General features: G+C 36.3%; 22 protein-coding genes, 2 tRNA genes, 3 pseudogenes and 1 riboswitch. Of the genes and pseudogenes, 8 read left to right on the forward strand and 19 right to left on the reverse strand.

Translation table 11 applies throughout. The features are described from left to right. Window positions 1-210 precede the first annotated feature (210 nt). The 3 genes from MWM02_RS14560 to MWM02_RS14570 form a co-directional block, all read right to left on the reverse strand. Window positions 211-789 (reverse strand): nucleotidyltransferase family protein, encoded by a 579-nt coding sequence (locus MWM02_RS14560; protein ID WP_244403631.1) that lies wholly within the window; start codon window positions 787-789, stop codon window positions 211-213. Between the two features lie 220 nt (window positions 790-1,009). Continuing rightward, a complete protein-coding gene (locus tag MWM02_RS14565) occupies window positions 1,010-1,672 on the reverse strand; it encodes a class I SAM-dependent methyltransferase (RefSeq protein WP_064551267.1) in 663 nt (220 codons plus the stop codon). A gap of 299 nt (window positions 1,673-1,971) precedes the next feature. Then, a complete protein-coding gene (locus tag MWM02_RS14570; RefSeq protein WP_244403632.1) occupies window positions 1,972-2,814 on the reverse strand; it encodes a GNAT family N-acetyltransferase in 843 nt (280 codons plus the stop codon). A 798-nt stretch (window positions 2,815-3,612) separates the two neighbouring features. Here MWM02_RS14570 and MWM02_RS14575 point away from each other — a divergent pair. Continuing rightward, entirely contained in the window at window positions 3,613-3,945 is a 333-nt protein-coding gene (locus tag MWM02_RS14575) for a hypothetical protein (protein WP_244402302.1), read from the forward strand. A gap of 95 nt (window positions 3,946-4,040) precedes the next feature. Here MWM02_RS14575 and MWM02_RS14580 read toward each other — a convergent pair whose 3' ends face one another. From MWM02_RS14580 to MWM02_RS14595, 4 genes and pseudogenes are all read right to left on the reverse strand, one after another. Beyond that, a complete protein-coding gene (locus MWM02_RS14580; protein ID WP_244402303.1) occupies window positions 4,041-4,973 on the reverse strand; it encodes an ABC transporter permease in 933 nt (310 codons plus the stop codon). Then, window positions 4,966-5,877, reverse strand: coding sequence for an ABC transporter ATP-binding protein (locus MWM02_RS14585; protein ID WP_244402304.1), 912 nt, complete (start codon window positions 5,875-5,877; stop codon window positions 4,966-4,968). Before MWM02_RS14585 ends, MWM02_RS14580 begins: the two co-directional genes overlap by 8 nt. 259 nt (window positions 5,878-6,136) lie before the next feature. After that, window positions 6,137-6,210: transfer RNA gene (locus tag MWM02_RS14590), tRNA-Val, on the reverse strand. 376 nt (window positions 6,211-6,586) lie between these two features. After that, window positions 6,587-6,817 (reverse strand): annotated as a pseudogene (locus MWM02_RS14595) (N-acetyltransferase family protein); the annotation flags it as partial. Between the two features lie 2 nt (window positions 6,818-6,819). Between MWM02_RS14595 and MWM02_RS14600 the strand changes: the two are divergent. Further along, window positions 6,820-7,054, forward strand: a pseudogene (locus tag MWM02_RS14600) (IS3 family transposase); the annotation flags it as partial. Between the two features lie 154 nt (window positions 7,055-7,208). Here the strand turns inward: MWM02_RS14600 and MWM02_RS14605 are convergent. The 4 genes from MWM02_RS14605 to MWM02_RS14620 form a co-directional block, all read right to left on the reverse strand. Then, window positions 7,209-8,072 carry an SIR2 family protein gene (locus tag MWM02_RS14605; RefSeq protein ID WP_244402305.1) on the reverse strand — a complete coding sequence of 288 codons (864 nt, stop codon included), beginning with the start codon at window positions 8,070-8,072 and terminating at the stop codon, window positions 7,209-7,211. Next, window positions 8,065-9,138: a ParA family protein gene (locus tag MWM02_RS14610; RefSeq protein ID WP_244402306.1), complete on the reverse strand. Its 1,074-nt coding sequence runs from the start codon at window positions 9,136-9,138 to the stop codon at window positions 8,065-8,067. Before MWM02_RS14610 ends, MWM02_RS14605 begins: the two co-directional genes overlap by 8 nt. Before the next feature lie 610 nt (window positions 9,139-9,748). After that, window positions 9,749-10,372 carry a PDDEXK family nuclease gene (locus MWM02_RS14615; RefSeq protein WP_244402307.1) on the reverse strand — a complete coding sequence of 208 codons (624 nt, stop codon included), beginning with the start codon at window positions 10,370-10,372 and terminating at the stop codon, window positions 9,749-9,751. Between the two features lie 20 nt (window positions 10,373-10,392). Beyond that, the gene (locus MWM02_RS14620) at window positions 10,393-10,644 is read right to left on the reverse strand and encodes a helix-turn-helix domain-containing protein (protein ID WP_256462220.1); all 252 of its coding nucleotides are present in this window, start codon (window positions 10,642-10,644) and stop codon (window positions 10,393-10,395) included. Between the two features lie 93 nt (window positions 10,645-10,737). Between MWM02_RS14620 and MWM02_RS14625 the strand changes: the two genes are divergently transcribed. Continuing rightward, window positions 10,738-11,982: a DNA-methyltransferase gene (locus MWM02_RS14625; protein ID WP_244402308.1), complete on the forward strand. Its 1,245-nt coding sequence runs from the start codon at window positions 10,738-10,740 to the stop codon at window positions 11,980-11,982. An 828-nt stretch (window positions 11,983-12,810) separates the two neighbouring features. On the opposite strand, the gene MWM02_RS14630 is transcribed toward MWM02_RS14625, so the two are convergent. The 4 genes from MWM02_RS14630 to MWM02_RS14645 form a co-directional block, all read right to left on the reverse strand. Continuing rightward, window positions 12,811-15,102, reverse strand: a complete 2,292-nt coding sequence (locus MWM02_RS14630) for an ATP-binding protein (RefSeq protein WP_244402309.1) — start codon at window positions 15,100-15,102, stop codon at window positions 12,811-12,813. 402 nt (window positions 15,103-15,504) lie between these two features. Continuing rightward, window positions 15,505-15,858, reverse strand: a complete 354-nt coding sequence (locus MWM02_RS14635; protein WP_244402310.1) for a hypothetical protein — start codon at window positions 15,856-15,858, stop codon at window positions 15,505-15,507. Continuing rightward, window positions 15,858-16,037: a hypothetical protein gene (locus tag MWM02_RS14640; RefSeq protein ID WP_244402311.1), complete on the reverse strand. Its 180-nt coding sequence runs from the start codon at window positions 16,035-16,037 to the stop codon at window positions 15,858-15,860. Before MWM02_RS14640 ends, MWM02_RS14635 begins: the two co-directional genes overlap by 1 nt. Next, the gene (locus tag MWM02_RS14645) at window positions 16,018-16,551 is read right to left on the reverse strand and encodes a helix-turn-helix domain-containing protein (RefSeq protein ID WP_244402312.1); all 534 of its coding nucleotides are present in this window, start codon (window positions 16,549-16,551) and stop codon (window positions 16,018-16,020) included. The genes MWM02_RS14640 and MWM02_RS14645 overlap by 20 nt, the downstream gene beginning before the upstream one ends. A 1,132-nt stretch (window positions 16,552-17,683) precedes the next feature. On the opposite strand from MWM02_RS14645, the gene MWM02_RS14650 reads away from it, so the two are divergent. The 5 genes and pseudogenes from MWM02_RS14650 (at window position 17,684) to MWM02_RS19340 (ending at window position 20,500) form a co-directional block, all read left to right on the forward strand. Then, entirely contained in the window at window positions 17,684-18,514 is an 831-nt protein-coding gene (locus MWM02_RS14650) for a hypothetical protein (protein ID WP_244402313.1), read from the forward strand. Window positions 18,515-19,377: 863 nt separating this feature from the next. Further along, a complete protein-coding gene (locus MWM02_RS14655; protein ID WP_244402314.1) occupies window positions 19,378-19,572 on the forward strand; it encodes an Arm DNA-binding domain-containing protein in 195 nt (64 codons plus the stop codon). 63 nt (window positions 19,573-19,635) lie between these two features. Next, window positions 19,636-19,800 (forward strand): annotated as a pseudogene (locus tag MWM02_RS19330) (N-terminal phage integrase SAM-like domain-containing protein); the annotation flags it as partial. 21 nt (window positions 19,801-19,821) lie between these two features. Next, a complete protein-coding gene (locus tag MWM02_RS19335; RefSeq protein ID WP_252120595.1) occupies window positions 19,822-20,184 on the forward strand; it encodes a site-specific integrase in 363 nt (120 codons plus the stop codon). Between the two features lie 64 nt (window positions 20,185-20,248). Beyond that, window positions 20,249-20,500, forward strand: a complete 252-nt coding sequence (locus MWM02_RS19340; RefSeq protein WP_252120599.1) for a site-specific integrase — start codon at window positions 20,249-20,251, stop codon at window positions 20,498-20,500. A 112-nt stretch (window positions 20,501-20,612) separates the two neighbouring features. On the opposite strand, the gene MWM02_RS14665 is transcribed toward MWM02_RS19340, so the two are convergent. The 4 genes from MWM02_RS14665 to MWM02_RS14680 all read right to left on the reverse strand — a co-directional run bounded on the left by MWM02_RS14665 (window position 20,613) and on the right by MWM02_RS14680 (window position 23,280). Then, a tRNA-Val gene (locus MWM02_RS14665) sits at window positions 20,613-20,685 on the reverse strand. Beyond that, window positions 20,676-21,029: a hypothetical protein gene (locus MWM02_RS14670; RefSeq protein ID WP_064552422.1), complete on the reverse strand. Its 354-nt coding sequence runs from the start codon at window positions 21,027-21,029 to the stop codon at window positions 20,676-20,678. Before MWM02_RS14670 ends, MWM02_RS14665 begins: the two co-directional genes overlap by 10 nt. Beyond that, window positions 20,995-22,173 (reverse strand): cystathionine beta-lyase, encoded by a 1,179-nt coding sequence (metC, locus tag MWM02_RS14675; RefSeq protein ID WP_064552423.1) that lies wholly within the window; start codon window positions 22,171-22,173, stop codon window positions 20,995-20,997. Before metC ends, MWM02_RS14670 begins: the two co-directional genes overlap by 35 nt. 3 nt (window positions 22,174-22,176) lie before the next feature. Then, the gene (locus tag MWM02_RS14680) at window positions 22,177-23,280 is read right to left on the reverse strand and encodes a methionine biosynthesis PLP-dependent protein (RefSeq protein ID WP_064552424.1); all 1,104 of its coding nucleotides are present in this window, start codon (window positions 23,278-23,280) and stop codon (window positions 22,177-22,179) included. A 78-nt stretch (window positions 23,281-23,358) separates the two neighbouring features. After that, a riboswitch (SAM riboswitch) is annotated at window positions 23,359-23,471 on the reverse strand. Window positions 23,472-23,615: the final 144 nt, after the last annotated feature.

The following is a 23,615-nucleotide window of genomic DNA, read 5'->3' on the forward strand; positions in this document are numbered from 1 at the left end:
TTGCAAATCGCTCCCTAAAAGACAAAATAATCATCCTCTTCTATTGTTTTACCTTCCCTATACCTACAGTTATATAATTCTACTATCCTGCCCGTAGCCGCTCATGCCGTATTTCACGGCACCACACTGTTCTTCTACGAAAGGCGAAAATCATACCGCATCTATACGGGGCGCCATCGGAAGAATGGACATATTAATTTTCAGAATAGTTTAATAAGAATTTTCAATATGAAAAACGTTAACCTTATACCAAATATCTTTCCAGTTCTTTTTCGTTATCCGTTCTTCGTAAATCTTTGATAGTTCTTTTGACTTTTTAAAATAGGGTGTCGGTTTTACTTCCAAGTTAATGACATCATCTACTCCCCAAGGAGCAACCAAGATGATGTCATCTCTTTCATCTAATTTTACACCTAAAGACGTTGCTGTTTCCGGAAACTTTGATATCGCATCTACAGAAGATGAATACGGAGGAATGTTATTGACAACGTGCATCCTTGCCTCATTTTTCACTGACCAAGGAACGTCAGGAAGAATATTTCCTAACCTAATTTCTAACTTCTTTTCTTCTAATTCTTCCATATTGGTATCATCAAAATAGATCACATCAATATCTGGAATAGGAGTCCTTTCTTTAAAACCATGTAACACATCCCATATTTTTGAACGAACAAATCCAGCACAGACCCACCAATCAGGCAAATTCAACGACTTTACTGCCCTTAATATATCCATCATCCATTCGTCTTCTTTAATCAGTTGAATGATATCTTTCTCATTTTTAATCATCGTCACTCCATTTCCTCCAACTCAAACTTATATCCCTATTTACATAAAAACTAAAATATAGAACATTTTTCGCTAAACTCCCCTTTACTTCAACAAGAAAAGCATTACTCCTCCTTTTAAAGCAATGCTTCCGTTAGTTGAAGATGATTATCCTTGTTCAAAGCTTATTATTTTTAACTCTAAGTAAAAAAGAAGCAGTTCCCCCTTCCCTCAGGCAATATTATTCCTTTTCGGCTGCCACAAACCAAAGGTGCAAATCTTCTACTTCTCCGCTCGGATCGGATTCCGTTTGGATGTGAAGCCGTTGCTCCAAGATCCGATATCTTGGTTCTAGAATTTCACGGATTTCTTCGTCGGCAAAAAAGTGCAGAGGTTTCCCTTCATGCTTCATAAAAGTGTTTGGTTCGATTTCATCGCCAATTCCATAGTTATTGGCATCATAAACCGAAATACAAGAAAAAGCAAGAACTCCCTTTGGTTTCAGTAAAGAAGTAACAATATCGAAAAGAGCATCCCTCTCATTTTTCAAAAACAGGTGAATGACGTTAGATAGATAAATGCCATCAAATTGTTTACGTTCTAGAAACAGCGGATTAAAAAGGTCGTCTACTGCGTAATGTAAATTTTCCATTAAATGGACTTTCGCCTGTTCAACTGCGTGTTTAATCGCCAAATCAGATATATCAAACGCAACGACTTCAAATCCTTGTTGCGCGAAATATAGACTGTTTCTTCCGTATCCACATCCAGGAACCAGCACACTTTGGACCTTGTGACGTTTAAAATGTTCCTTTGCCAGCACAGCGGAAGGGCATGGGATGTCACCCCAAATCCGTCCTCCTTGGTACCGTTTATTCCAATATGATTTCATGGAAATGTTCATTATTTCTCCCCCAATCTGTAAAGAAAAAATTTTTTCAATAGTATTTTTCTTATATTCGACTATTCAAGATTTTTTCCTATTAGAAAATGGATAAAGTCTTTTGATATCCCATCTTAACAGTAAACGGGTTCACTTCAGGGAGGGGAAATGTTAAAAAACACATCAAATAATAAGGTAATTAGCACAAAGTAACGATATAAATCACAAAGAAAAACGCCCGGAATAAAAATCCGGGCATTTTTTTCACTGTTTCTTGTTTCACTGACGCACCTGTTAGTGATATAGGATTGCCTACTACCTTAACCAAAAATCTGGGCAGCGATACCATAGAGTGTATGATTTCTCGGCGGCAATTGAATTGAATTTTTGACCATCACAGGAGGTTGGCTCACTTTATGAAATCCACATTTTTCTAAATACGTGATGAATGATTCCTGCCCGTCTGGCACATCAATCCTCAACTTTCCTTGGTATCCTCTTGCAAGGTGTTCGATGATGTATGTTGCTACATCATGGTTAATCGCTACAATAGGTCCAAGTATTAAATTAATTGGTCCTTCAATACTCAATCCATACCCCACTATATCCCCGTTATTGTTTCTAACTACTACTCCCTGTTTAGCTTGTTGAATTCTAAATTTAAGAAACAAGCTTCTATCAGCGCCAATTGCGGATTGGTCCAATTCTTGAAGTTGAGAAAAGTAGGAATCAGTTAATGGAATTATTTCGTATTCTTTATTTTCATGGTTTGAGTAAAAAGGCATATAGTTATCACTTAAAAACTTATGTACATAAGTAACTGTTTGGAATCCTAATTTTTCATATAGTGGTTTTCCCTCTTTAGTAGCAATCAGCATAATGGTCGTTTCATCAGATACTGAGTTGATACAAGCCTGAGTCAGCTCCTTGCCTAACCCATTTCCCCTGTAATTTTCGTTAACAATTACCATTCCGATAGAAGCCAGCTTATTGTCATAAGGAATAATAGCTGCACTGGAAATAATATCTCCTTGTTCATTTTTATGTCCATATACTATACCTACCGACATAATTGTATTGATTTCTTGTTCATCATAATCCCAACCAACCGATGCTGAAAGAGCAATAAGCCCAGGTATGTCTTTTTTATTCAATCTATACATTTGAAATCTCGTTTGGCTCTGCACGAAATAAACACCTCATTCCTCTTATGATTTTACTAATTACATACGGAACAATTGGACAAATTGTCGAAATGAACAGATTGGAATATTTAATTATCTTGCCCATTAGTACAACAAAAAGAATTTATTCCTTATTGAAATAATGCACCCGTTAGCTATCCATGCAGCGAAGCTTCATCACAGATGATGGAAATTAATTCGTTCTCCCATGGTAGTTGAATAACTTCCACAAATATATTAACATAAAATTCCATGTAACTTTCAAAAACGCAATGATTTTCCTTACTCATATTAGTAAATATAAAAATTTTTAGAATATCACCAACAAATGAATGATATTATGATAAGGGGATGGAAAAAAGGAGATAATTCCTTCCCGAAGCCCGCAACTAGTCACATATCACAGTACGAACGATACACCCTGAAAAACTTGAATTGCTGGGCGGGAATTTTTATGGAACGAGCAGGAACGAATGAACCTGTTGTTGCTTCTTTATAATATAATGTAGGATTAGAGGCATCGGTTCAACACTTGTCAAAAGCATGCCAAGAAATGTGCTAATTGTTAGAAATCATTGACAAGCATATGACGAATATATTGTTTCTATGCCCCCACGATCAGGTTCTATCTTACTCTACTACAAATCGGGAAGGGTATACCGGGAATACCGATCGGACCCGGCGGTGTACCGAAGCTGTTCGCATCTTCATCCGTGCACGCAAAACACGAACCACACAAAAAGCAGTCACTCGCCACATATGGCAGGGCCGCTATAAATGAGCAGAGCATTGCGGCATATTCACTCTATGCCTTCCAAAAAAACAATTGAACAAGGTTTTTCCGATATAAAAGAGAAGCATGATCTGCGCTGGGCGCATTACCGAGGATTAAAAAATGAAGCACAGGCGATGCTTTCTGTCTATGAATTTAAACCAACTGGCGAATTACCTAATGGGAAGACGAAGCACCGTCTTTCCTTTTCGTTCGCGTGGCTTTCTGCTCTCTCCACTTTTATCGAAACCATCCCCTATTTATGGAACAAAATGGGTTTCAGACGAATGTCTGAAACCCATTTTGTCAACTGTCTGAAATTCTTCATGTTCGAATAATACATCGTGCCAATTACAGCTCATCCAATCTTCCGGATGAAATTCATTTATTTTTGTTATCCAATCTAACTCCCCCTATGCCAACTTCTTTTGCATCATATGTCTCTGCGTTTAAACACAAATAAAGAAAGAAACAACAATAAAGAGATATAAATAAGCAATATCGTTACCGAAAAACCAAGGGTCATTCCTTCTATTAACGGCGCTCCCTCTTCATACATACGTAAATCTGTATTGGCAAAAACTAAGTATTTGCTCCAATCGTATTTACTTAACAATTGGGCAATAGGGTCGCTGACGAAAGAAGCGACGACTGCCATGATAATGGCAGGACCATTTGATCGCAAAATCGTAGATATCGCAAAGGCAACGGTCACAAAGAACAAAACAGGCAAGAACTGATAAAAATAAGATTTTAGAATGTCCAGTACGACAGATTGTTCAACCACTTTTCCATCTACTATCTTTAAGGTAGGATATGAATCTATGCGAAATCCGTATAAAATCAGCCCCTCCATTAACGAAAATAAAGCCAATATTCCGCACAAAATGATGTACAAAGCCACAACCGCCGCGAATTTAGAAAGCAGAATTTCCGTGCGGGTTGCCGGTCTTGCCATTAAAAGGTTCATCGTTCCCCACTGATACTCTTTGGAAACCATAGAACTGGCGTAAGTAATGAGAATTAAACTGACGATTGGCACTAACTCTGCACATTTATTCATAAATCCAAGGACGCTGTGATGGGTATGCGGCGGAATGTTGTGTTCCAGACGATATTCATTTAACTTCAATTCATCCTGCAGCCGCTTTGCAGATAAATTCCCTTTCGTCAATTCTTGCTGAATTTTTTCATTTTGCTCTATCAGCTCTTGCTTCCAATCTGTCCCCGCATGCTTCTCTTTTTGCAGATCTACATATTCCCATCTTCCAAGAATAATAACGGGAACGAGCAATATAATGCACGGTGCGATGAAAAACTTTTGCTTTACTATCTTTAACAGCTCATTATAAATCAGATTATTCAATGATATTCCCTCCAGTTGCTTCTAAAAAAATATCTTCAAGGCTTTGTTTAGAGCGATAAATATAATACAAATCAATGTTGTAAGAAACAAGAGCTTTGACTACAGAAGGAATATCTTCTTCCTTCATCTGTATGAACAATGCATGGTCTTTCACGCGGATTGGCGCCCCTTCGAACTCTTTCCCCAAAACTTGCGCTGCTTTTTCCACGTCGCCCACAATAAATGTAATTTCTTCTTGTGCCGATTTTTCCGTAATGTCGTATGTTTTTATATGTTTGCCGTTTTGAATAATTACGACGCGATCGCACATCAGTTCAATCTCTGCTAGCAAATGGCTCGATACTAATATTGCTGTTCCTTCATGGCGGGCAACTTTTTTTAAATAATCCCGCATTTCGCGGATTCCTGCAGGATCAAGCCCATTCGTAGGTTCGTCCAAAATCAAAAGGGAAGGACGATGTAAAAGGGCTTGTGCAATCCCGAGACGCTGTCTCATTCCTAAAGAATATGTTTTTGTTTTCTTATGTATTGCATGTTCAAGACCGAGCAATTCCACAATTTCTTTGATTCGTTCAACCGTTACTCCTTTTGCCATTCGGGCATAATATTTTAAATTATCATAGCCGCTTAAAAATGGATAAAATGACGGGGCTTCGACGACGACTCCGACTTTCGAAATAGCTTGTTTAAAGTTCGTCTTTATGCTGTGCCCCTCAATAAAAATGTCTCCTTCTGTGATTGACGCTAAACCAACTATCATTCGCATTGTCGTCGTTTTTCCTGCACCGTTCGGCCCTAATAATCCTAATATTTCCCCCCGCTTTATATGAAAGGAAAGAGAATCTACAATAGTTTTGTTATCTATTTTTTTCGTAACGCTTTGTACTTCCAATACATGTTCCATCTTATTTATCCACCCCTTTTCTTTTCAACGCAACTCGGAGATTTGAAAGATTTTTTAACGTATCAACCGGTTATCCCATCTGTTAACAACCAATGGAATTAAGCAATTTTTCTAGTAACATGATAATCTGTTTTCCCATATTCCACAAATTCATGAACAAATCGTCGATTTATAAAGCTTTCGTCATTATTTTACTTTTGTAAGATTCACTATAAAAACAAAAACCCGAACTCTCATCCTGAGTTCGGGTTTCTTATGATGATTCCGACTGGGCTCGAACCAGCGACCTCCACCCTGTCAAGGTAGGGGTATTTCCAGCTGAGCTGCGGAATCATGCTATATATACCGCTATTTTTATTGAAAATTACCGTGACTTTCATCTTATTTTCTAATAGCTTGTGACCAATTTGTGACCAAAAAAACTAAACTCTTGAGCCTGTGGATGAAGGTTTCCTTTAATTGTATGCTTCAATTTTTAAATCAAAAAGACAGGGAGCTTGTACGTTACTCTCTGTCTTTGGTTTATAATTTGTCTATCCCGAAAATAAAGAAGATTTATCTTCATACTACGTTGTGTAAAGAATTTTTCATGGATGTCTCTGTTAAATTTCAATGTTGTTTTAGGCCACAGAAAAAAGACCGAAATTAGTCGGTCTTTTTTGTATGTCTTGTTCAACTATCGCCAACCGTTAGTTGAACAAGTTCATAATTAAATTAACTTCTTCACAAATAAAACTCTATCTTGATTTGGTCCATCATAATCGTATATACAGAGATTCCGTTCATTTCTTTATCTCCGTTTTTTTCGATTTCAAATCCCATTTTTGTATGAAATGCAATGGAAACTGTGTTCACTGGTGAAGTTACATAACGGACAATATTCCGACCATTCTTTTTAACAATATCAAAAAAATTCATTGTAAAGTTGTCTTCCAATACCAATCGAGACGTGGAAACTGTTACGACAACGCTTGTATGGAGTAATTTCATAGCCTAATCAAGAAAGAATGCATCTATCTGAATCGATTCCGTACGCGGAAAGAAGCAAAACAAGCGATTTTCGAATACATTGAATGCTTCTACAACCGTAAAAGAAGTCAATTCAGTCCTTGGCTATGTATCGTCATGTGAATTTGAAGCTGCATATTACGCTAACCAAAGAAAAGTAACTGCATAAATTCAGCTATTTCTCTCTGTTTAACGTGTCCGTTTTCTTGACATAACACCATTGTATTTATTTTATTTATATATAATGAAAAGTAAAGAGAGATTATAGTAATACAATTACTATAATCTCTCTTTTTGTCTCTAAACCTCGCCTCTATCGGATATTACGGTATCTTACGTTCTTCTCTCAAACCTAAAACTAAGTTCTTAAGTTCTTCAATGTTCTCTTGGAAATTATCGTGGCTCGGTCCATATTCTAGACACCTAACATTATATGTATCCTCCCAATGTTTAATTATGTGCTTTGATACCCCCTCTTTTATAACAATGTAGTGAGGAGCTGCACTACTTGATGTGTTCCGTATTGATTGTAACACTAGATTAATATCTGGATCATTTAAACTATATCCGAGAAATAGTACAGTGTGAGTTTGGAAAAGTGCCTTTAGTAAAGAATAAAACTCTGGGTACTTTTCTTGAGCTTCATAGTATTGTTTGGATGTAAATATTATTTCATCTGTATCATCAATTGACCCGTGCGCTTTAATAATCACATTTTCTGGAGATTTTATATTTGCAATAATTGATTTTGTTTTTTGATAATCATATATTACATAGTGCGGTTCGTTACAAAAATTATCATAAATTTTGTCGAAATTCGTTGTAATCACAATTTTGCTATCTATTGCCTTAATTGCTTTATGCACAGGAGACGGCTTAAATCTCCCTCTTGAGAATTTATCCTTTAAATACTTACTAAATGCTCCTGAATCACATAAATCATAAATTGCTTGTAATGCTAGCAGATAATTTTCTTGATCTATCATTCTATTAATAAAATCCAAATCTTCTGGTCTTGCATTATTAATAATCAAATTTTTTATGTTCTTCAGAAAATCTCCCCATGTTTCTGGAGATTTTCCTTCGTCATTTACAGCTGTAGCAGACACTCCTGAGCCCAAAAACAATATTGCCCTTCTATATGCTATTTCTTCTATCAAATTTTCTGGCCAAACTATCTTACTCATCTTTATCACCAATATTTGTTAAGAAGTTCACATCTTTATCACCAATATTTCTTAAGAAATTCAAAGCTATTTTATGAATAAACTCTGTATATTCAACAACACTACTAGTTTGATTACCTCTTATACCACTTTTATAGTCTAGATTAAAGATCGGCATATTTGAGGTCTGAGAAAGCGGCACTATACTATATACATAAGGTATATCACCTAACTTAATATCCTCTTCGTTTATATGGCTAGGGATAAACTTTCCTAAATATCTTAAAATTGTACCGTGCATGTCTTTAATCACTTTTTCATAGGCTTGTACAGGTCTGACTTTACCTTTAAATTTCCTTTTCGAATACTGTTGAATAGAATATCCGATAAATCTGGTATACTTTTTAACGTCTGTGTTTATTAAGTATTTTTCACTAAAAGCCTCTAAATCAAAGCCGGGATCACTCTTTTGTAAATTGTTTAATGCATCTGTGTATAACTCCATCCATCTAGTCATCCATGTACCAATATTTTCTATTCCTAATAAACTAAATATGTCAGATCCCATTGGTGTAAAAAAGTAGTCTGTATTAAGAAGAATACTTCTATTCAACGCCCCCAAAGAAGGTCCCACATCAATAAATACATAATCATACTCTGAAACCCAAGGTTTTAATTGATTTAACCAATTTAACTTTCTTAACTCTCCCTTATCCTGTCCAAGAGTACCATTCCAACTACGACTCATTAGATCGTCTATAATAGCAAGCTTAGGATGTCCAGGTATTAAATCAATTTTATAATGATTTTCTTCTTTTTTAACTGGAATACCGCAGTTTTCCAACCTAGGTTCGCCTTCATCCATATTTTCAAAATAGTTAAAAATAGTCTTATGAATCGGTTTTTCACCATAGTATTCATCCCATTTATCTTCTGGTATTATTAACTGAGTTGAATTAGATTGAGGATCTAAATCTATTAAAAGAACTTTTTTATTTAGTTTTATACTTAGGTAACTTGCCAAATTTACAACTGTTGTTGTTTTACCTACTCCACCTTTGTTATTAAAAAAAGTAATTACTTTCATAATAGGCACTCCCACTATTTAAACATTTTTCCTTATTATAGAATTATATCATTTTTTAATTCCAATTTAAATCCTGTTCTCATGACTAAACTTTTCCTAAGCCTAATATTGCTCTTTCAACAATTCAACATCAGTTTGGGTAATAGGTATTACCTATTCAACGGCTTCCATGTTACTAAAAGCCTTCCTCGAACCTATATAGAAAAATTATCCCTTGGTCACTAAACCAAAGGGGTAGTATTCACTTAACCTGTGGTTATAATTTGCGTTTTTGACATACTGTCACATCTCAAATCTTACTGCTTTTTCATGAAACCAAGTATAAGTTCCTCGCAAAAACATTGGTCATATTTTGGTCACAAACCATCGAAAACTAACGGAAACTGTAGAATATTTCACTACTTAATAATCACCTTAAAAGCTTGATATAAAGGCATTTTAGAACACTTTAGAAAACTATAAGAAAAAAGCGTTGGGATGAAAAACAGCAGGAATAGTATATTGTGTGAATGTACATGGATTCCTTGAAGTTGAAATTTGTGTTTGGATTTGATGTAGTAGGACGTTGAAATAAAAAAGAGAGACTTGCATTGGTTTGCTAGTCTCTTTTCTATATCCATTTCTTTATTGAACGCTTTGACATTCCATCTTTTCCTTTAGGGATTATTTCCACTGAGCTATCAAAAGCGTCAGCATTAAAGCCGATGAAGACAAAAGCTTTTCCTTCTGCATTTTCAAAGTATGGCTCCAATTCTTCGTAGTTTGTAACACGGTCAGTCAAATAGTAGGCCAATTCAAAAACTGGCATAAGAATTATTGCCATGTCTAATTCTTTACGGTTCAAACCTAACAATAGTTTTTGCATTGAACGGTGAGCAGACGAAATATTTCCTGTTTCAAATTCAAGTCCGACACGTCTTACTGTATCACCATCTCGAAATTCTTTGTAGACATCAATTGGACCGCCTTTTTTCTTTTCGTATTTTAAAACATCAAGCGGTTTCTCCCTAAACCAGTTGTATGTTTCTTCAAGCATTATATAGCAATTTTCTTTCAACGGTACTACACCGTTGACATTTTTTTCGCTGTTATTTATAGTGAAGATATTTGAACCTTTTGGCCAAACAGACGAACTAATAGAGGTAATGACCTCATCATACGCCTGTTTACATAGTTTGTCGCTGGTTATCAACTGTTTGGCAATGTCTGTCATATAGACTTTATCAACCTTCATGAAGAATAACACCCCTCTCCTTATGTTTCGTGGTCATCTTTGGGTTCGATGGAAGAAAAATCGAACAAATCCTTTGGGGTAACATTGAGGGCATGGGCTATCCTTTCGATGTTTTCCAAGGATACATTCCGTGTCCCACGCTCAATATCAGAAATGTAGGTTCTATGTAACCCACAACGGAAAGCTAATTCTTCCTGTGAAATCCCCATTGAAATCCTGATTTTGCGAACGTTTTTTCCGAACAAAATTCTGATATTATTTGACAAAGACACATCAACGCCTTTCAATTGACACTACTTCACTCGAATGATAGAATTTTCGTAGACAATGAGTCTACAGACTATAAGTTACATGGAGTGAAATAAATGCGTTTCTTTAGTGTTTTTGATTTGGTTGTTCATCACGCAAGGCTCAGAGGGCATTCCGAAACGCAAATGTATTCGTTTTTCCGAAAACATGGCATAAAAAAATCGGACTTACTTTGTACAAAAGATACTGGAATGATTCCTACTGATGAGCGTTTGCTTGGTGCAATTCTTAATTATCTCGATATGTCCAAATTAGAACTTGAATTAGCTTTGGGAAGAATACCCTCTGGGTATGAACAGGCTTATTTACAAAATGTGAAGGAAATTGCAAAGTTACTTGAAAGCAGCAAACCGTCCACAAATAATGATTCCGTTCCACCAACTGTTCAACCTTATTTTTCAACAGAATATGGAAAATTATTTAAAGGGGACTGCTTAAAGTTATTCAAGATGGTTCCAGATGAAAGTGTAGACTGTATTTTTGCAGACCCGCCTTTTAACCTCGACAAAGAATATGATGACGGAGTGGATGACAGTAAATCCTACAGCACATACATTAGTTGGTGCTTTGCGTGGCTTGACGAATGTGTAAGAGTTTTAAAGCCAGGTGGTTCACTATTCATTTACAACATCCCAAAGTGGCACACATATCTGTCCAACTACTTAAATAACAAGTTGAATTTTTGGGCTTGGATAGCCGTTGACATGAAATTCAACCTACCAATCCCGAACCGACTTTACCCTGCACATTACAGCCTTCTCTATTATGTAAAGGGAAATAAGCCAAAGACTTTCAATCCTCAACGGATACCATTACAAACATGCCGTCATTGTGGTGGGGAAATTAAGGATTATGGCGGATACAAAAATAAGATGAATCCAAACGGAGTAAACATATCTGACGTTTGGACAGACATTTATCCAGTTAGACATAGAAATTCTAAGAACAGGAAGTACAACGAATTACCTGTTAAACTGCTAGACCGTGTAATAACCATGAGTACCAACGAGAATGACGTTGTTCTTGACCCTTTTGGGGGTAGCGGTACAACATTCGCTGTTAGTGAATTGTTAAAACGAAGATGGATTGGATTTGAAATAGGTAATTGTGAAGTCATAAAGGAAAGGCTTAAAAATAAGGAAAAAGACATTGAATTGCTGAACAGAGTGTACGAGGAAAAGAATAAGCTGTTTCCCGACAAAGTAAAGGAATTACGAAGACGGAATGGTTTTTGGTTGGCAGAAGACTTTATGGAAAAAGAAGAACCAACCGAACCCGAACAAATATCACTCACGTTGTAATACCAGAACCTCTCGGTGATAATCCGTGAGGTTTTTGCTCTTCCGTTCATCCATAATGAAGGAAGAAACACGCTTGAAGTTCATACGTTTTTACATAAATTTTCCGCTATACATTTAACTTTAGAATTGACATTTCTCTTTATTAAAATCAAAATTTTATTAAATCCCTTGTACTGAAAAACAATTAAACAATTTAAGCACATAAAACAAGGTAGCTAAATTAAACAGCTACCTTGTTTTATAGATATTTCAGATATTAATTTGTTGGTCTTAATTCATTCCACTTATTTTTTATTAATGCTCGGTGAGATTTGACCCATGGTATAAATTTTTTCTAACCACGATGGGATACTTCCAGATAGTCGCTCTAAATTGTCAATAGAATAACTCCCACTATAGTCTGTCATTTCTAGGTGAAAATGAGGGATATTATTACCTTTTATTTGGTTTTATAACTATTTTTATCCTATTTTGCGATCTTGCTACTGTTTATATCATAGTCCCAGGAGGTGCATTCTTTGTTGCTTGAATTGCTGCTTCAATATTAAATACTACTTAATAATTTTTTTATTTCATTCTCGTTAAACTCCAACTCATAAACATCAGCTCTTTTCATTATTATCTCTCCCTAATAAAAATGCCATGTTTGTATTAAATTTAAATCTCTGAGAATTATTAAAATCACATTAATTAGTTTTTTGAAAAACTTCTTTAGCGTTAGACTAATGTAAATGTAGAGCTGTTTATTACTATTACCTTTTTATAAAAAAGTGATAAGCTAACTCTCTGCTTTTCTGTCCAGCCACATAACCAGGTATCAATATAATCTTAGGTTAATTTTTTTAGGACTAGGTCTATGTCTTTATTCAACTTGCTTATATCAAATTCAATATAAGAGTACCAAATAATACGCTCTCTCAACTCATTAAATTCCTTCACAATAATCTGTTTAAAATCACTTATAAACTTTTCTTGGTATATATTATTATTTTGTTCAGAATAAATTAAAACAACTAGGTAACTATGTGTATTACGTGATATATATTCCTTAAATTTAAAAAGAATCCTTCTTATGTAATCCCGATAAGAATATTGCTTTCTTATTAACTTAATCTCAAAACATATATGAAGATTATTTGTCTTTTCTATACCCAAAAAATCAAATGGAATTTCGTTCCTTATAACCTCTATTTCCATTTTGCTCATATGCTGTCTTATAAAATAATAAGCAAGTTGTTCAATTATCATTCTCTCAACATAATTCAGAGCTTGTTGAGAATCGAGCATAAAGTCAGTTTCATCCTCATCAATTTCCTCTCCATGCGTAATCTTATTTTTTAACTTATTTAGACGATGGACTAAATTTCCGAACTGCCGAAGTTCTAAGATTTTAAACTTTTCTAGGTCTCTTATCATCATCATAAAGCCTGTACCTGTTCGATTATTTGCTTCTAATATTCCCAGTTGAATTAATTGATTGTAAATATTTCTAACCATCCTTTCTAACTTTACGAAATTATCTATGAAAACCCATCTACCATCATCAGGCTTAATTCCTTCATCAACTATTACCTCAGCATCGTCTCTCCATTTGTAAAAGACTTTTATTTCCTCTTCTACCTCCTTATCTTCTTTTTCAAGAAGACCTCTCTCAACCAACTTGTCGAGTAGTTGTAATGCTAATTTATTCAAAAGTGTTAGATACCAACTAGAATGTACTTCTTTAGAGTACTGCTCTAAATCACATATATCGTGTAAGGTGAATGAAACATATCTATTCATCTTAATTTTTTGAGTCCATATATGTAGTTGGGTTATTAGAAAATCTTTAATCCCGCTATCAAACTTTTCTTCTTTGATATTCTTAACTTCTATGTCTTTAATTACTTCTAAAAGTTGTGTATCAGTCTTAAGACCGTTTGCAATATCTTCATCAATGGTTATATAGCTAGTCTTATCTTCCCATGTTAGATTTTGACGTATAAGATTTATAAAACGCCTTGGCAACCTATTAGATTGTAGAATTATTGAGTTAATATAATCCTGTAATAAAGTATTAGAGAAATCGCTTTCTTTCACTAATATTTTTTTAAATAGTTCCTCAAACTGCTTAATTGACAATAATGGAACATGGATTGTTTTAGAAAAAACACTAGAGATAACTGCATCGTCAATAGTATGAGAAGCTTGATATTTATAATATAACTTCTGACCCGAGATTAGTATAAAGCTAGCTAATCCCGATAGCATTAGCGGCTTTAATTCGTTAATTAATGAATTTAGTTTCTCATCATCATCAATCTTATCTAGTTCATCAATAATAAATACTAATTTCAGTCCAGAATGCTTTAGTCCATTAAGTATCTTCTTTAGCTGAAACTCTGCAATCTCATTGTCATATAGAGAACTGAGACTTAGCTCATTTAATTCTGTTTTCTTTTTACTATAACTTAATCCAAGCTTATAAGACTCAAATGCTGCCCAAATTGCAGAAACTATAAGAATGACCTTATCCAAGTGTGTATTATTTAAACCCAATATTTTTTCAACAAATTTAAACTCATTGTCTATCACCGCAGCAATTAAGAGACCGACAGATATTACTGATTTCTTTATATTATATGTAATTGTCTGGTTAATACTTTTTTCTGTTTGCAGACTATGCTTTCTACTTTCTGTGACTTGATAAAACGTTCTTTCATAAATCAATTCCAGTTCCCTTAGTAAACTAGGATTATCTTTCTCAAGTTGTTCCTTAACATTCTTCGACAAACTATTCGTCCCTCTATTTATAACAAGCTCCTTATTGTCAATTGCTAGGTATACTTCTCTTATTATCTTCCTAAGAATCAATGAGAACTCTTCATATTTTCCGAAGTTTAGGGAGACAAACAATATATTACTGTCTTTTTGTAGACACTTTTCTTTAACCTTGTTAATGAATGAAGTCTTCCCAGCCCCCCTATATCCTGAAATTAAGAAACTAGCTGGATTTCCATTAACTATTTCTAGCACAATCTGTTCAAATAGTTCATCATCTTGAGAAACAAATATTTCATTCTTAGAACCCATCTCATAAGGGGAATCGCTTATGAGATGGTGTTTAAGGTATATTTTCAATTAACTTTCCTCCTTAATAACATTCTTTATAACCAAATGATAGAACATACAGAAATGCTTTTCAAACAATATTTTCCATTCAAAAATAATATTATTCTCTCTGACTAGTTTAAGTTGATACATATTGACATGATATTTACCATAATTAATCAAACAAAATCGAAGTTTTATTAAGCTGTATATAAGGTAGATGTCAATAACCTCATATAAATTGAAAAGGGGGAGCCACTTAATGGACACCCCAAAACTAACTATATATACTCTTGTCTACTATAAAATACCTAAACCTAAACAATTGTCCCTTATATGTCACCAATTTAGACTCCTAGTATATCCAACCATTCTTCCCGAGGTTGCTTTTTCTCTTCAAATAAATCAGAAAGTAACTCCCCTTTGTTATTACTAGCAGTTTTCTCCTTCTCTTTCGCTTGTTTTTCCCAATACTTTTATTTTTTTATATCTTTCCTCTGATAGAGTTGTTCTTTCATCAACCATTAATCTTGAATGTTGCCATTCCGCTTGTTGAATTTGATTCTTGGCATCTTCAATAACTTTACCATCTTTAAACCTACTCAAAATGAATCCCGTTGGATTTTTCAAACCTTTCTTTCCATCCATGGCAATATGAATCGCTTTAATTAAAACCTCTACTCCATGCTGCTCCTGAAATTGCTTTAGTATACTTAATGATTGGTCGTTTAGTTCTCCATGATACTTAACAAAAACATCTCGAATTTGTTCATCAACTTCTAACATTAGTTCAGGTTTTTTAATGTAGATTTAAACTCTTTATCCTCATGAACTTCAGAGGAAACACTTTCTTTTCTAAAACCTTTTTTGATATTGATTTCTTTTGTATTATTTGCTATTGCTTCTGCAATAGCATCCTCAACATCCTGTGCATGCTGTGGTCTACTATAAATTTTCTTTCCCAATCACCAAAATATTACTATATAAAAAACCATGTTCTTCTAATGTCTTTGTGTGATTCTTAACAGTACGGTCTGAAACGCCAGTATCTTTAACAATTGTCTCGATATTTGGAAAGCTTATTTTCCGATATTCTTTTCCTTGGTTAACTAATCCCATCAGATAAAGGAACTGCTTGAAGATATCAGTTTTCGTACTTTTCATCTTCGTACTCATAAATTTCAGTATTTCATCTGTATAAATCTGAACAAACGGCTCTTTTTCCGTTACTATCTCATTCACCTTGATGTACAAGATATCAGAAGATTTGACATTACTGATGTCAAGATTGTTTTGAAAGTCAACTGCATCGTATACATCAATAACCTGTTGTTGTATTAAGTTAGTTAATGCTTGTTTAATTTTATGTGCTGCTGACCGTCCTAAATCACTAAACTCCAGTAGTTGCTTTATTGACACCATTGTGAACCCCGCACGGTTCTCTAAGGTTTTTAAGATACCGTATAGGTAAATTTCCATTGCATTGAATCATTCTTATAAGCTTCTTTGTTAAATTTTATAAACATAGATATAACGTACCTCTCTTTCTACAGTTTTTTCTGCCCCCCTTTGAGAAGTGGTTACGTTATTCTCGCACTCCATGTTCTTGATAAATGCCTGTTAGTTTACCTAGTTTAAATTTCTTTTTTATCGTCATTCTTCCTTAAGTAAGAGACCAGCCAGAAACGAAGTGCCTGTTTCTTATTATGTTGTTTCTTTCTTATTGTTCTGTTTTTATGTTATTAGTGGGCAAGAAATGGACGGAATTCCCCATTTTCATTCCTAACACCTTAGGAACAATTGCTGCTTTTTTTGCTCATTTCATTCCCTACCATAGGGAAAAAATTTGCTGATTTTTCGCTCCCCCCTTCCTAACGTATCAGCATGTACCTCCTTCTTAAATACATTTTACTAAATCGAGAATATGCCATTTTGAGATAGTTTCGTCATAAAAAAGCTAACGAATCTTGCAAAATCCCATGTCAAGAACTTTTTTTAAAAAATATTATATTTTTTGTTTTAAGGTGTAAGTTCGTATCGAATAAAGGCTTATTTTTGAAGATAATTTTACTTATTTCACTTTTGAAAAAATAATTAAATATTGCCTCGTATTCCGCATTGTAAACACTGGAGAATCACACTTTTTCCTGTAAACAGAAGTGTTAGTTATCCGTCTCGTATCGGGATTTTTTACACTGTAGCGTGTAGATTACGGTGCTATCTACCCTGTTTACTGCGATAGGAGCTTAAAATGTGGAAATTAGTCCCATATCCGTACTTTTTCAAAAAGAAAGTGAATAGACATGTAACTATTCTCTTGTAGCTATCGTAAACCCCGTTCAATTCATTTGTTAAACACATATTTGCCATATATATCAAGATATCCTCATAACTAGTGTAAATAATTATTCTCCTCCTACTTTCAATACGTATAAACGACATTGTAAACGCGCCTATCTAGCTGAGTTAGTAACTTACTAACTCAGTAAATTAGTAAACTGACATAATATTTAAAAATTTGTTCGCTGAGTTTAATTTTAATAAATTGAGGATACATTAATTGCTAGCATGAAAACTAGTCAATATAGGAAAATGTAAAGGGAGTGTATTTATGGAAAGTTTTGATGAAAGATACTTGATTAGTTTAAATGAAGACCGAGGTAGCGAGAAGAATAAGCTCCGTTGGGAACAGGAAGCAGCCGAGAAAAACTTAATTTTCATTTGTCGGGATTTCCAAAATGCCAATAATGCTTGGTATAGATATGAATGTGGTCATATTGGTATCATTAATAAAGCTGATGTTAGAAGGGGGAAGTATTGTTGCAGAAAATGCAAGTTTGTTAGTAAATACCAACGAGAATGCAAAGCAAAAGGATTGCTATATATTACGCATTATTGTGAGAATGAACAATCCTTAATAATCGCAGAATGTCTTGCATGTAATACGAAAAATACCTTTCGTGTTTCATCTATCACTCATCACAAAACTGTTGATTGTCCTACATGCAAACTAAAATCTTGGCAAGAGAAAGCATTCGCTTGTGGTTTTGAATTCCTAGAAAGGATTGATGGATATTGGGCTAACTATAAATGTTTATATTGTGGCTTAGAACAACCAAAACGATTTAGTGATGTGAGCAAGAACGAAGCAAGGTGTGAATGTGTAATAGAAGATAAAAATAAAAAGTTGTTAGAAATAATTAAAAGTGATGCAGAGAAGCGTGGATTTGAATTAGTGAAAAAAATTGATGGTAAATGGTGTTTATACAAATGTCAATTATGCGGGGAAGAAGATACATATCAATTTCAAGCAATGAGGATAGGAAATGCACGCTGTAGAACAGCAACTTGTAATCCAAACAAGTCAAGAGCGCAACGATTAATCGAATACTTTCTCATAAATGATTTAGGATATAATAATAAATTACATTTGACGATTTAGTTGGATTAGGTGGAAATAAACTTAGATATGATATAGGTTACTACAAAAACAGAAAGTTGGAATGGTTGATTGAATATGATGGCAAGCAACACGAATCTCCCCAAAGGTTTAGAAGTCATATGTCAAGAAGCAAAGGACCAATTTAGAATTCAAAAAGAACATGACCGATTGAAAGATGAATATGCAAAAAAAACTGGGTATTCCGCTATTAAGAATATCCTACAGTGAATACGTCAAAAATATATGGAAAGAAAAAATCCTCCAGTTTTTGATGGATTGCTCATTTATGGGGCATCAAAATTCTTATTATAGTTGAAGGTAGATTACCCCTTACATCTGACCCAAAATTACACAAAATCCGTCTCGCATCGGACATTTTTTACACTGTAGCGTGTGAGTTAACGTGCTACCTCCTATTTTCATAACAAGAGGGCTGTAAAATGTGGAAAATAGCCCCCTCATACAATAAAAAGCAAAAAGGATGAGTTTCCCCATCCTGTGCAAATCCTGCAACTATCACTGTTATATATTTACCAACGGACTTGTATTAATCACCTCTTCAATAATCTTCACATCATCCAACGACTGCAAATAACGCTTTGTAATCTTCATGTCCAAGTAAGCGAAATAAACTTTAATTATACCTAGTTGAAACCGTTTTTGAACGAAGTAGTGACGTAGCGTATGTAGTCTAATTTTCTCCCTTCTCCCACTCTCACTCTTTCTCCAACAGACCTTACAATTCATTCAATTAATTCAGAAGTTAAAAAACAACCTTTACCAGTGTCCACTCCAATTTATATGTTAAAATACCGTTAGGAAACCTTCCGCAGGCTTAAGAGCAACTTTAGGAGGCTCTTAAAATGCGAGGAAGTGTAAAAAAAGACAAAAAAACAGGTAAGTATTATTTTGTAATCGATATTGGAAAAGACCCATTGACTGGAAAGCGTAAACAGAAAAAGAAAAGAGGCTTCAAGACTAAGAAAGAAGCGGAAAAAGCTCTAGCAGCTCTGTTAAACGAATTAAATGAGGGTACTTATATTGAACCTTCTAAATAACTGTATATTGACTATTTCAATGAATGGCTAATAAGCAAAGAACACCAGTTAAGCATTCAAACAATAAAAGCGTACAAGTCTTATCTAAAGACACATATCTCTCCAGCGTTAGGACATTTACAACTCAGCTCATTAACGCCCTTGCACATTCAAAAGTTCGTAGCAGGACTAAGAGACAAAGGATTATCAGAGACCACTGTAAAACGCATTTTTAATGTAGTGAATGCTTCGTTAAATAGTGCTGTTAAAATGGAACTACTTAAGAAGAATCCTGCTTCATCTATCGAAAAACCTAAATGGGATAGTAAAGAAATTACAATATGGAATCTACAACAAGTGACTTCATTTCTTAAGGTTGCAAAATCCAGTCCTTACTATATAGCTTTCCTCCTTGCTATCATGACAGGAATGAGACAAGGAGAGATACTAGCACTGCGCTGGAAAGACATTGACTTTGAAAATGAATGCCTTTATGTAAGACAAACCCTTACACATGATGGAAAAGAATTTAAAGATGGAGCTAAAAGCAAGGCAGGCAATCGCTCAATTGGTTTAGACACTTATACCATATCGATTCTTAAACAACAAAGAAAAAAAAGTTGTTGCAAATAAGCTCAAGTACGGGATTGACTACAATGACTTTGACCTTGTTGTCTGCAGTTCTAAAGGTAAACCAATCAACCCAAGAAACTTACTAAGAACATTCAATAACTTGGTTACAAAAGCAAATCTACCTAAAATCCGATTCCATGATTTAAGACATACACATGCAAGTTTAATGCTACAACAGGGTGAAAACATTAAATTAATATCGGAGCGGTTGGGTCACAGTAGTGTGAAAATTACGTTGGATATCTATTCACATGTTTTACCTAACATGCAAAAAGAAGCGTCTAACCGTCTTGCAAGTCAACTATTTAATAGCTAGACTACGGAATCTGTGACCAAACTTGTGACCAATGAAGTGAGTAAAATTGTGTACATAAAACGAAAAAGCTTGAAACCCTTGATACGCAAGGATTTCAAGCCTCACATTTTAGTGATTCCGACTGGGCTCGAACCAGCGACCTCCACCCTGTCAAGGTGGCGCTCTCCCAGCTGAGCTACGGAATCATATGCTGTTGAACACATCTTTTATTATATGGATGAGCCTTATCTTTGTCAAATACTTTTTTAAAAAAAATTTCTCTGGCAATGGTGCCAATCGTTATACGCTTATGCATAGCATATGGCAATATGGCAAGGGAAATCGCCAACCGACGCTTGCCGAGTGCGACGCAGAGGCGCATATGACTGCGTTTCGTTTCTTCGATCATTAGCATGCAGTCATGACGATATGCATCTGCGGCGGAAACATTTCGTTTGGCAAAATAAATGAAAAGGTATGCGCTGATCGCTTTTTTCGCGCATACCTTTTTTATTTTAACGGGTAGAAACTGCTGGCGTTTCTTTGACATGGGATAAGGCTTGCTCGAAATCGGCGATTAAATCGTCAGTGGCTTCAAGCCCGACGCTGAGGCGCAACAAGCCGTCCGTGATGCCGCGCCGCTCCCGTTCTTCCTTTGGCATTGCCGCATGCGACATTTTGGCAGGATACGATAAAATCGATTCGACCGCACCTAAGCTGACGGCAAATACAGGAATGCGGACATGTTTCACAAACGTCCGGACCGCTTCTTCATCGGCAAGGCGGAACGATAACACCGCGCCAAATCCTGATGCTTGATAACGTTGGACCGAATGGCCAGGATGGTGCGCAAGCCCCGGATAATACACTTCCTCCACTTTCGGATGGCCAGCTAAATAGCGGGCGATAGCAAACGCCGATTCCGACGACTGCTTGAGGCGGACGTGCAGCGTTTTTAGCCCGCGCAGCACGAGCCATGCGTCTTGCACGCCCAGCACCGCCCCAAAAGCGTTTTGCAATTTATACAGCTGTTTAGCCAGTTCCTCGTCTTTGACAACAGCAAGGCCGGCAACGACGTCGCTATGCCCCGCCAAAAATTTCGTCGCGCTATGGAGAACGACATCGACGCCGAGATCAAGCGGGCGCTGCAGCGCGGGAGTCATAAACGTATTATCCAAAAACGTTAAACAGCCGTTTGCTTTTGCTAGCTTAACGATGCCGCGAATATCCGTCACTTTTAAAAGCGGATTTGATGGCGTTTCGACGTAAATGACTTTTGTGTTCGGGCGGATATGGGATGCCACTTCATGCAAATCGGTCATATCGACAAACGTATATTCAATGCCAAAGCGGCTCAATACTTCGGTAATCATGCGGTACGTGCCGCCGTAAACGTCTTCTGTCACGAGCACATGATCGCCTTTGGACAGAAGGAGAAAGGCGGTGGAAATCGCCGCCATTCCGGATGAGAAGGCGAAGCCGCGCACCCCGCCTTCTAACGCTGCGATCGTCTCTTCCAACGCTTCACGCGTCGGATTACCCGAACGGCTATAATCATATTTGCCGAATGTGTCAAAATCAAATTGATGGAACGTGGAAGCGTGCTGAATCGGCACGCTGACTGCTCCCGTTTGCGGATCCATTTTCCATTTGTTATGGAGCAGTTTTGTTTGAAAAGAGACGCGTTGTTCCATCTTTTACACCTCCTTCATTTTTTGCAGCGCTTGCGACAAGTCGGCAATTAAATCTTCGACATGCTCGATGCCGACAGAGAAGCGAAGCAGCCGGTTACAGATGCCATTGGCGATGCGGATTTCTTCCGGAATATCAGCATGCGTTTGCGTCGCCGGATACGTAATAAAGCTTTCGACTCCCCCCAAACTTTCGGCGAACGTAATAATGCGCAAGCTTTGCAAAAAACGGTTCACCCATTTTTCGTCGCGCAAGCGGAACGATAACATGCCTCCTCTTCCCGGATATAACACGTCGGTAATATCTTCATGGGCAGCTAAAAATTCGCTGATGCGTTTCGCGTTTTCTTCGTGCTGGCGCATGCGGAGCGCCAGCGTCTTCATGCCGCGGATGAGCAGCCATGAATCAAACGGCGAAAGCACGGCGCCAATGGCATTGTGATATTCCGCGAGCCGCTGACAAAGCTCCTCCCCCTTCGCAACGACAAGGCCTGCCAGCACATCGTTGTGGCCTCCTAAATATTTTGTCGCGCTATGAATGACGATATCGGCCCCTTGCTCGATCGGGCGCTGAAGAACTGGCGTGTAAAACGTGTTGTCAACAATGAGAATCAGCCCGTGTTTTTTCGCAAGCTTCGCCACTTCCGCGATATCCGCTTCCTGCATTAACGGGTTCGTCGGCGTCTCTAAAAAAATCGCTTTCGTTTTTTCGGTGATCAAGTTTTCGACCAATCGCATATCGCGAAAATCTACATATTGAAAAGACAAGCCGTATTTTCGCCAGCCCCGTTCAAATAAACGATATGTCCCTCCATATAAATCGGCGGAAACGAGAAATTCATCTCCGCTTTCAAACAGCGCAAGAACCGTCTGAATCGCGGCCATGCCTGAGCTGAACGCGTAGCCTTGATCGCCGCCTTCTAGCTTCGCGATCGCTTCTTCCACGATTTTCCGCGTTGGATTGCCAGTACGAATATAGTCAAATCCAGTGGATTGGCCAATTCCTTCATGCCGGTACGCGGTCGAAAAGTAGACGGGCGGATTGACCGTTCCTGTCACCGTGTCACTGCGGTTCCCGATTTGTGCCAACAGCGTTTCCATTTTCTCCATTTTTCTCTCTCTCCTTCTTTCGTAAAATAAAAAAAGCCTTCTAAGAAGAAGACTTTTTTATACGTCCATCAGTGCTTCTTCTTATCTGCCGAATTGAAAGATTCAATTCGCTGGATTTAGCACCTGGCCAATGGATTGGCTGGTTGCTGAAGTTTCATAGGGCCAGTTCCCTCCACTTCTCTTGATAAGAATGCATCTCCATTATTCAATTTTCTAATTATTAAAAAATGTACCTCATTCGCCGCGAGTTTTCAAGCATTTTTTTCGTTCCGCTCATTTTTGTTGCATTTTTTTATAAAAAAATCGTTTATTTTTTCAAAAACTGATGCTAGCGC

Origin of the sequence: Parageobacillus sp. KH3-4 (assembly GCF_022846435.1) — a bacterium.
Taxonomy (GTDB): Bacteria; Bacillota; Bacilli; order Bacillales; family Anoxybacillaceae; genus Parageobacillus; species Parageobacillus thermoglucosidasius_A.

What these genes read in the sequence shown, in the direction of transcription:
- MWM02_RS14570 (WP_244403632.1), bottom strand. Translation starts at nt 2,814, where the DNA reads ATGTATAGATTGAATAAAAAAGACATACCTGGGCTTATTGCTCTTTCA.
- MWM02_RS14565 (WP_064551267.1), bottom strand. Translation starts at nt 1,672, where the DNA reads ATGAACATTTCCATGAAATCATATTGGAATAAACGGTACCAAGGAGGA.
- MWM02_RS14575 (WP_244402302.1), top strand. Translation starts at nt 3,613, where the DNA reads ATGAGCAGAGCATTGCGGCATATTCACTCTATGCCTTCCAAAAAAACA.
- MWM02_RS14560 (WP_244403631.1), bottom strand. Translation starts at nt 789, where the DNA reads ATGATTAAAAATGAGAAAGATATCATTCAACTGATTAAAGAAGACGAA.
- MWM02_RS14680 (WP_064552424.1), bottom strand. Translation starts at nt 23,280, where the DNA reads ATGGAGAAAATGGAAACGCTGTTGGCACAAATCGGGAACCGCAGTGAC.
- MWM02_RS14670 (WP_064552422.1), bottom strand. Translation starts at nt 21,029, where the DNA reads ATGTCAAAGAAACGCCAGCAGTTTCTACCCGTTAAAATAAAAAAGGTA.
- MWM02_RS14645 (WP_244402312.1), bottom strand. Translation starts at nt 16,551, where the DNA reads ATGGAAATTTACCTATACGGTATCTTAAAAACCTTAGAGAACCGTGCG.
- MWM02_RS19335 (WP_252120595.1), top strand. Translation starts at nt 19,822, where the DNA reads ATGGAACTACTTAAGAAGAATCCTGCTTCATCTATCGAAAAACCTAAA.
- MWM02_RS14605 (WP_244402305.1), bottom strand. Translation starts at nt 8,072, where the DNA reads ATGAGTAAGATAGTTTGGCCAGAAAATTTGATAGAAGAAATAGCATAT.
- MWM02_RS14585 (WP_244402304.1), bottom strand. Translation starts at nt 5,877, where the DNA reads ATGGAACATGTATTGGAAGTACAAAGCGTTACGAAAAAAATAGATAAC.
- MWM02_RS14615 (WP_244402307.1), bottom strand. Translation starts at nt 10,372, where the DNA reads ATGAAGGTTGATAAAGTCTATATGACAGACATTGCCAAACAGTTGATA.
- MWM02_RS14635 (WP_244402310.1), bottom strand. Translation starts at nt 15,858, where the DNA reads ATGTTAGAAGTTGATGAACAAATTCGAGATGTTTTTGTTAAGTATCAT.
- MWM02_RS14625 (WP_244402308.1), top strand. Translation starts at nt 10,738, where the DNA reads ATGCGTTTCTTTAGTGTTTTTGATTTGGTTGTTCATCACGCAAGGCTC.
- MWM02_RS14655 (WP_244402314.1), top strand. Translation starts at nt 19,378, where the DNA reads ATGCGAGGAAGTGTAAAAAAAGACAAAAAAACAGGTAAGTATTATTTT.
- MWM02_RS14650 (WP_244402313.1), top strand. Translation starts at nt 17,684, where the DNA reads ATGGAAAGTTTTGATGAAAGATACTTGATTAGTTTAAATGAAGACCGA.
- metC (WP_064552423.1), bottom strand. Translation starts at nt 22,173, where the DNA reads ATGGAACAACGCGTCTCTTTTCAAACAAAACTGCTCCATAACAAATGG.
- MWM02_RS14610 (WP_244402306.1), bottom strand. Translation starts at nt 9,138, where the DNA reads ATGAAAGTAATTACTTTTTTTAATAACAAAGGTGGAGTAGGTAAAACA.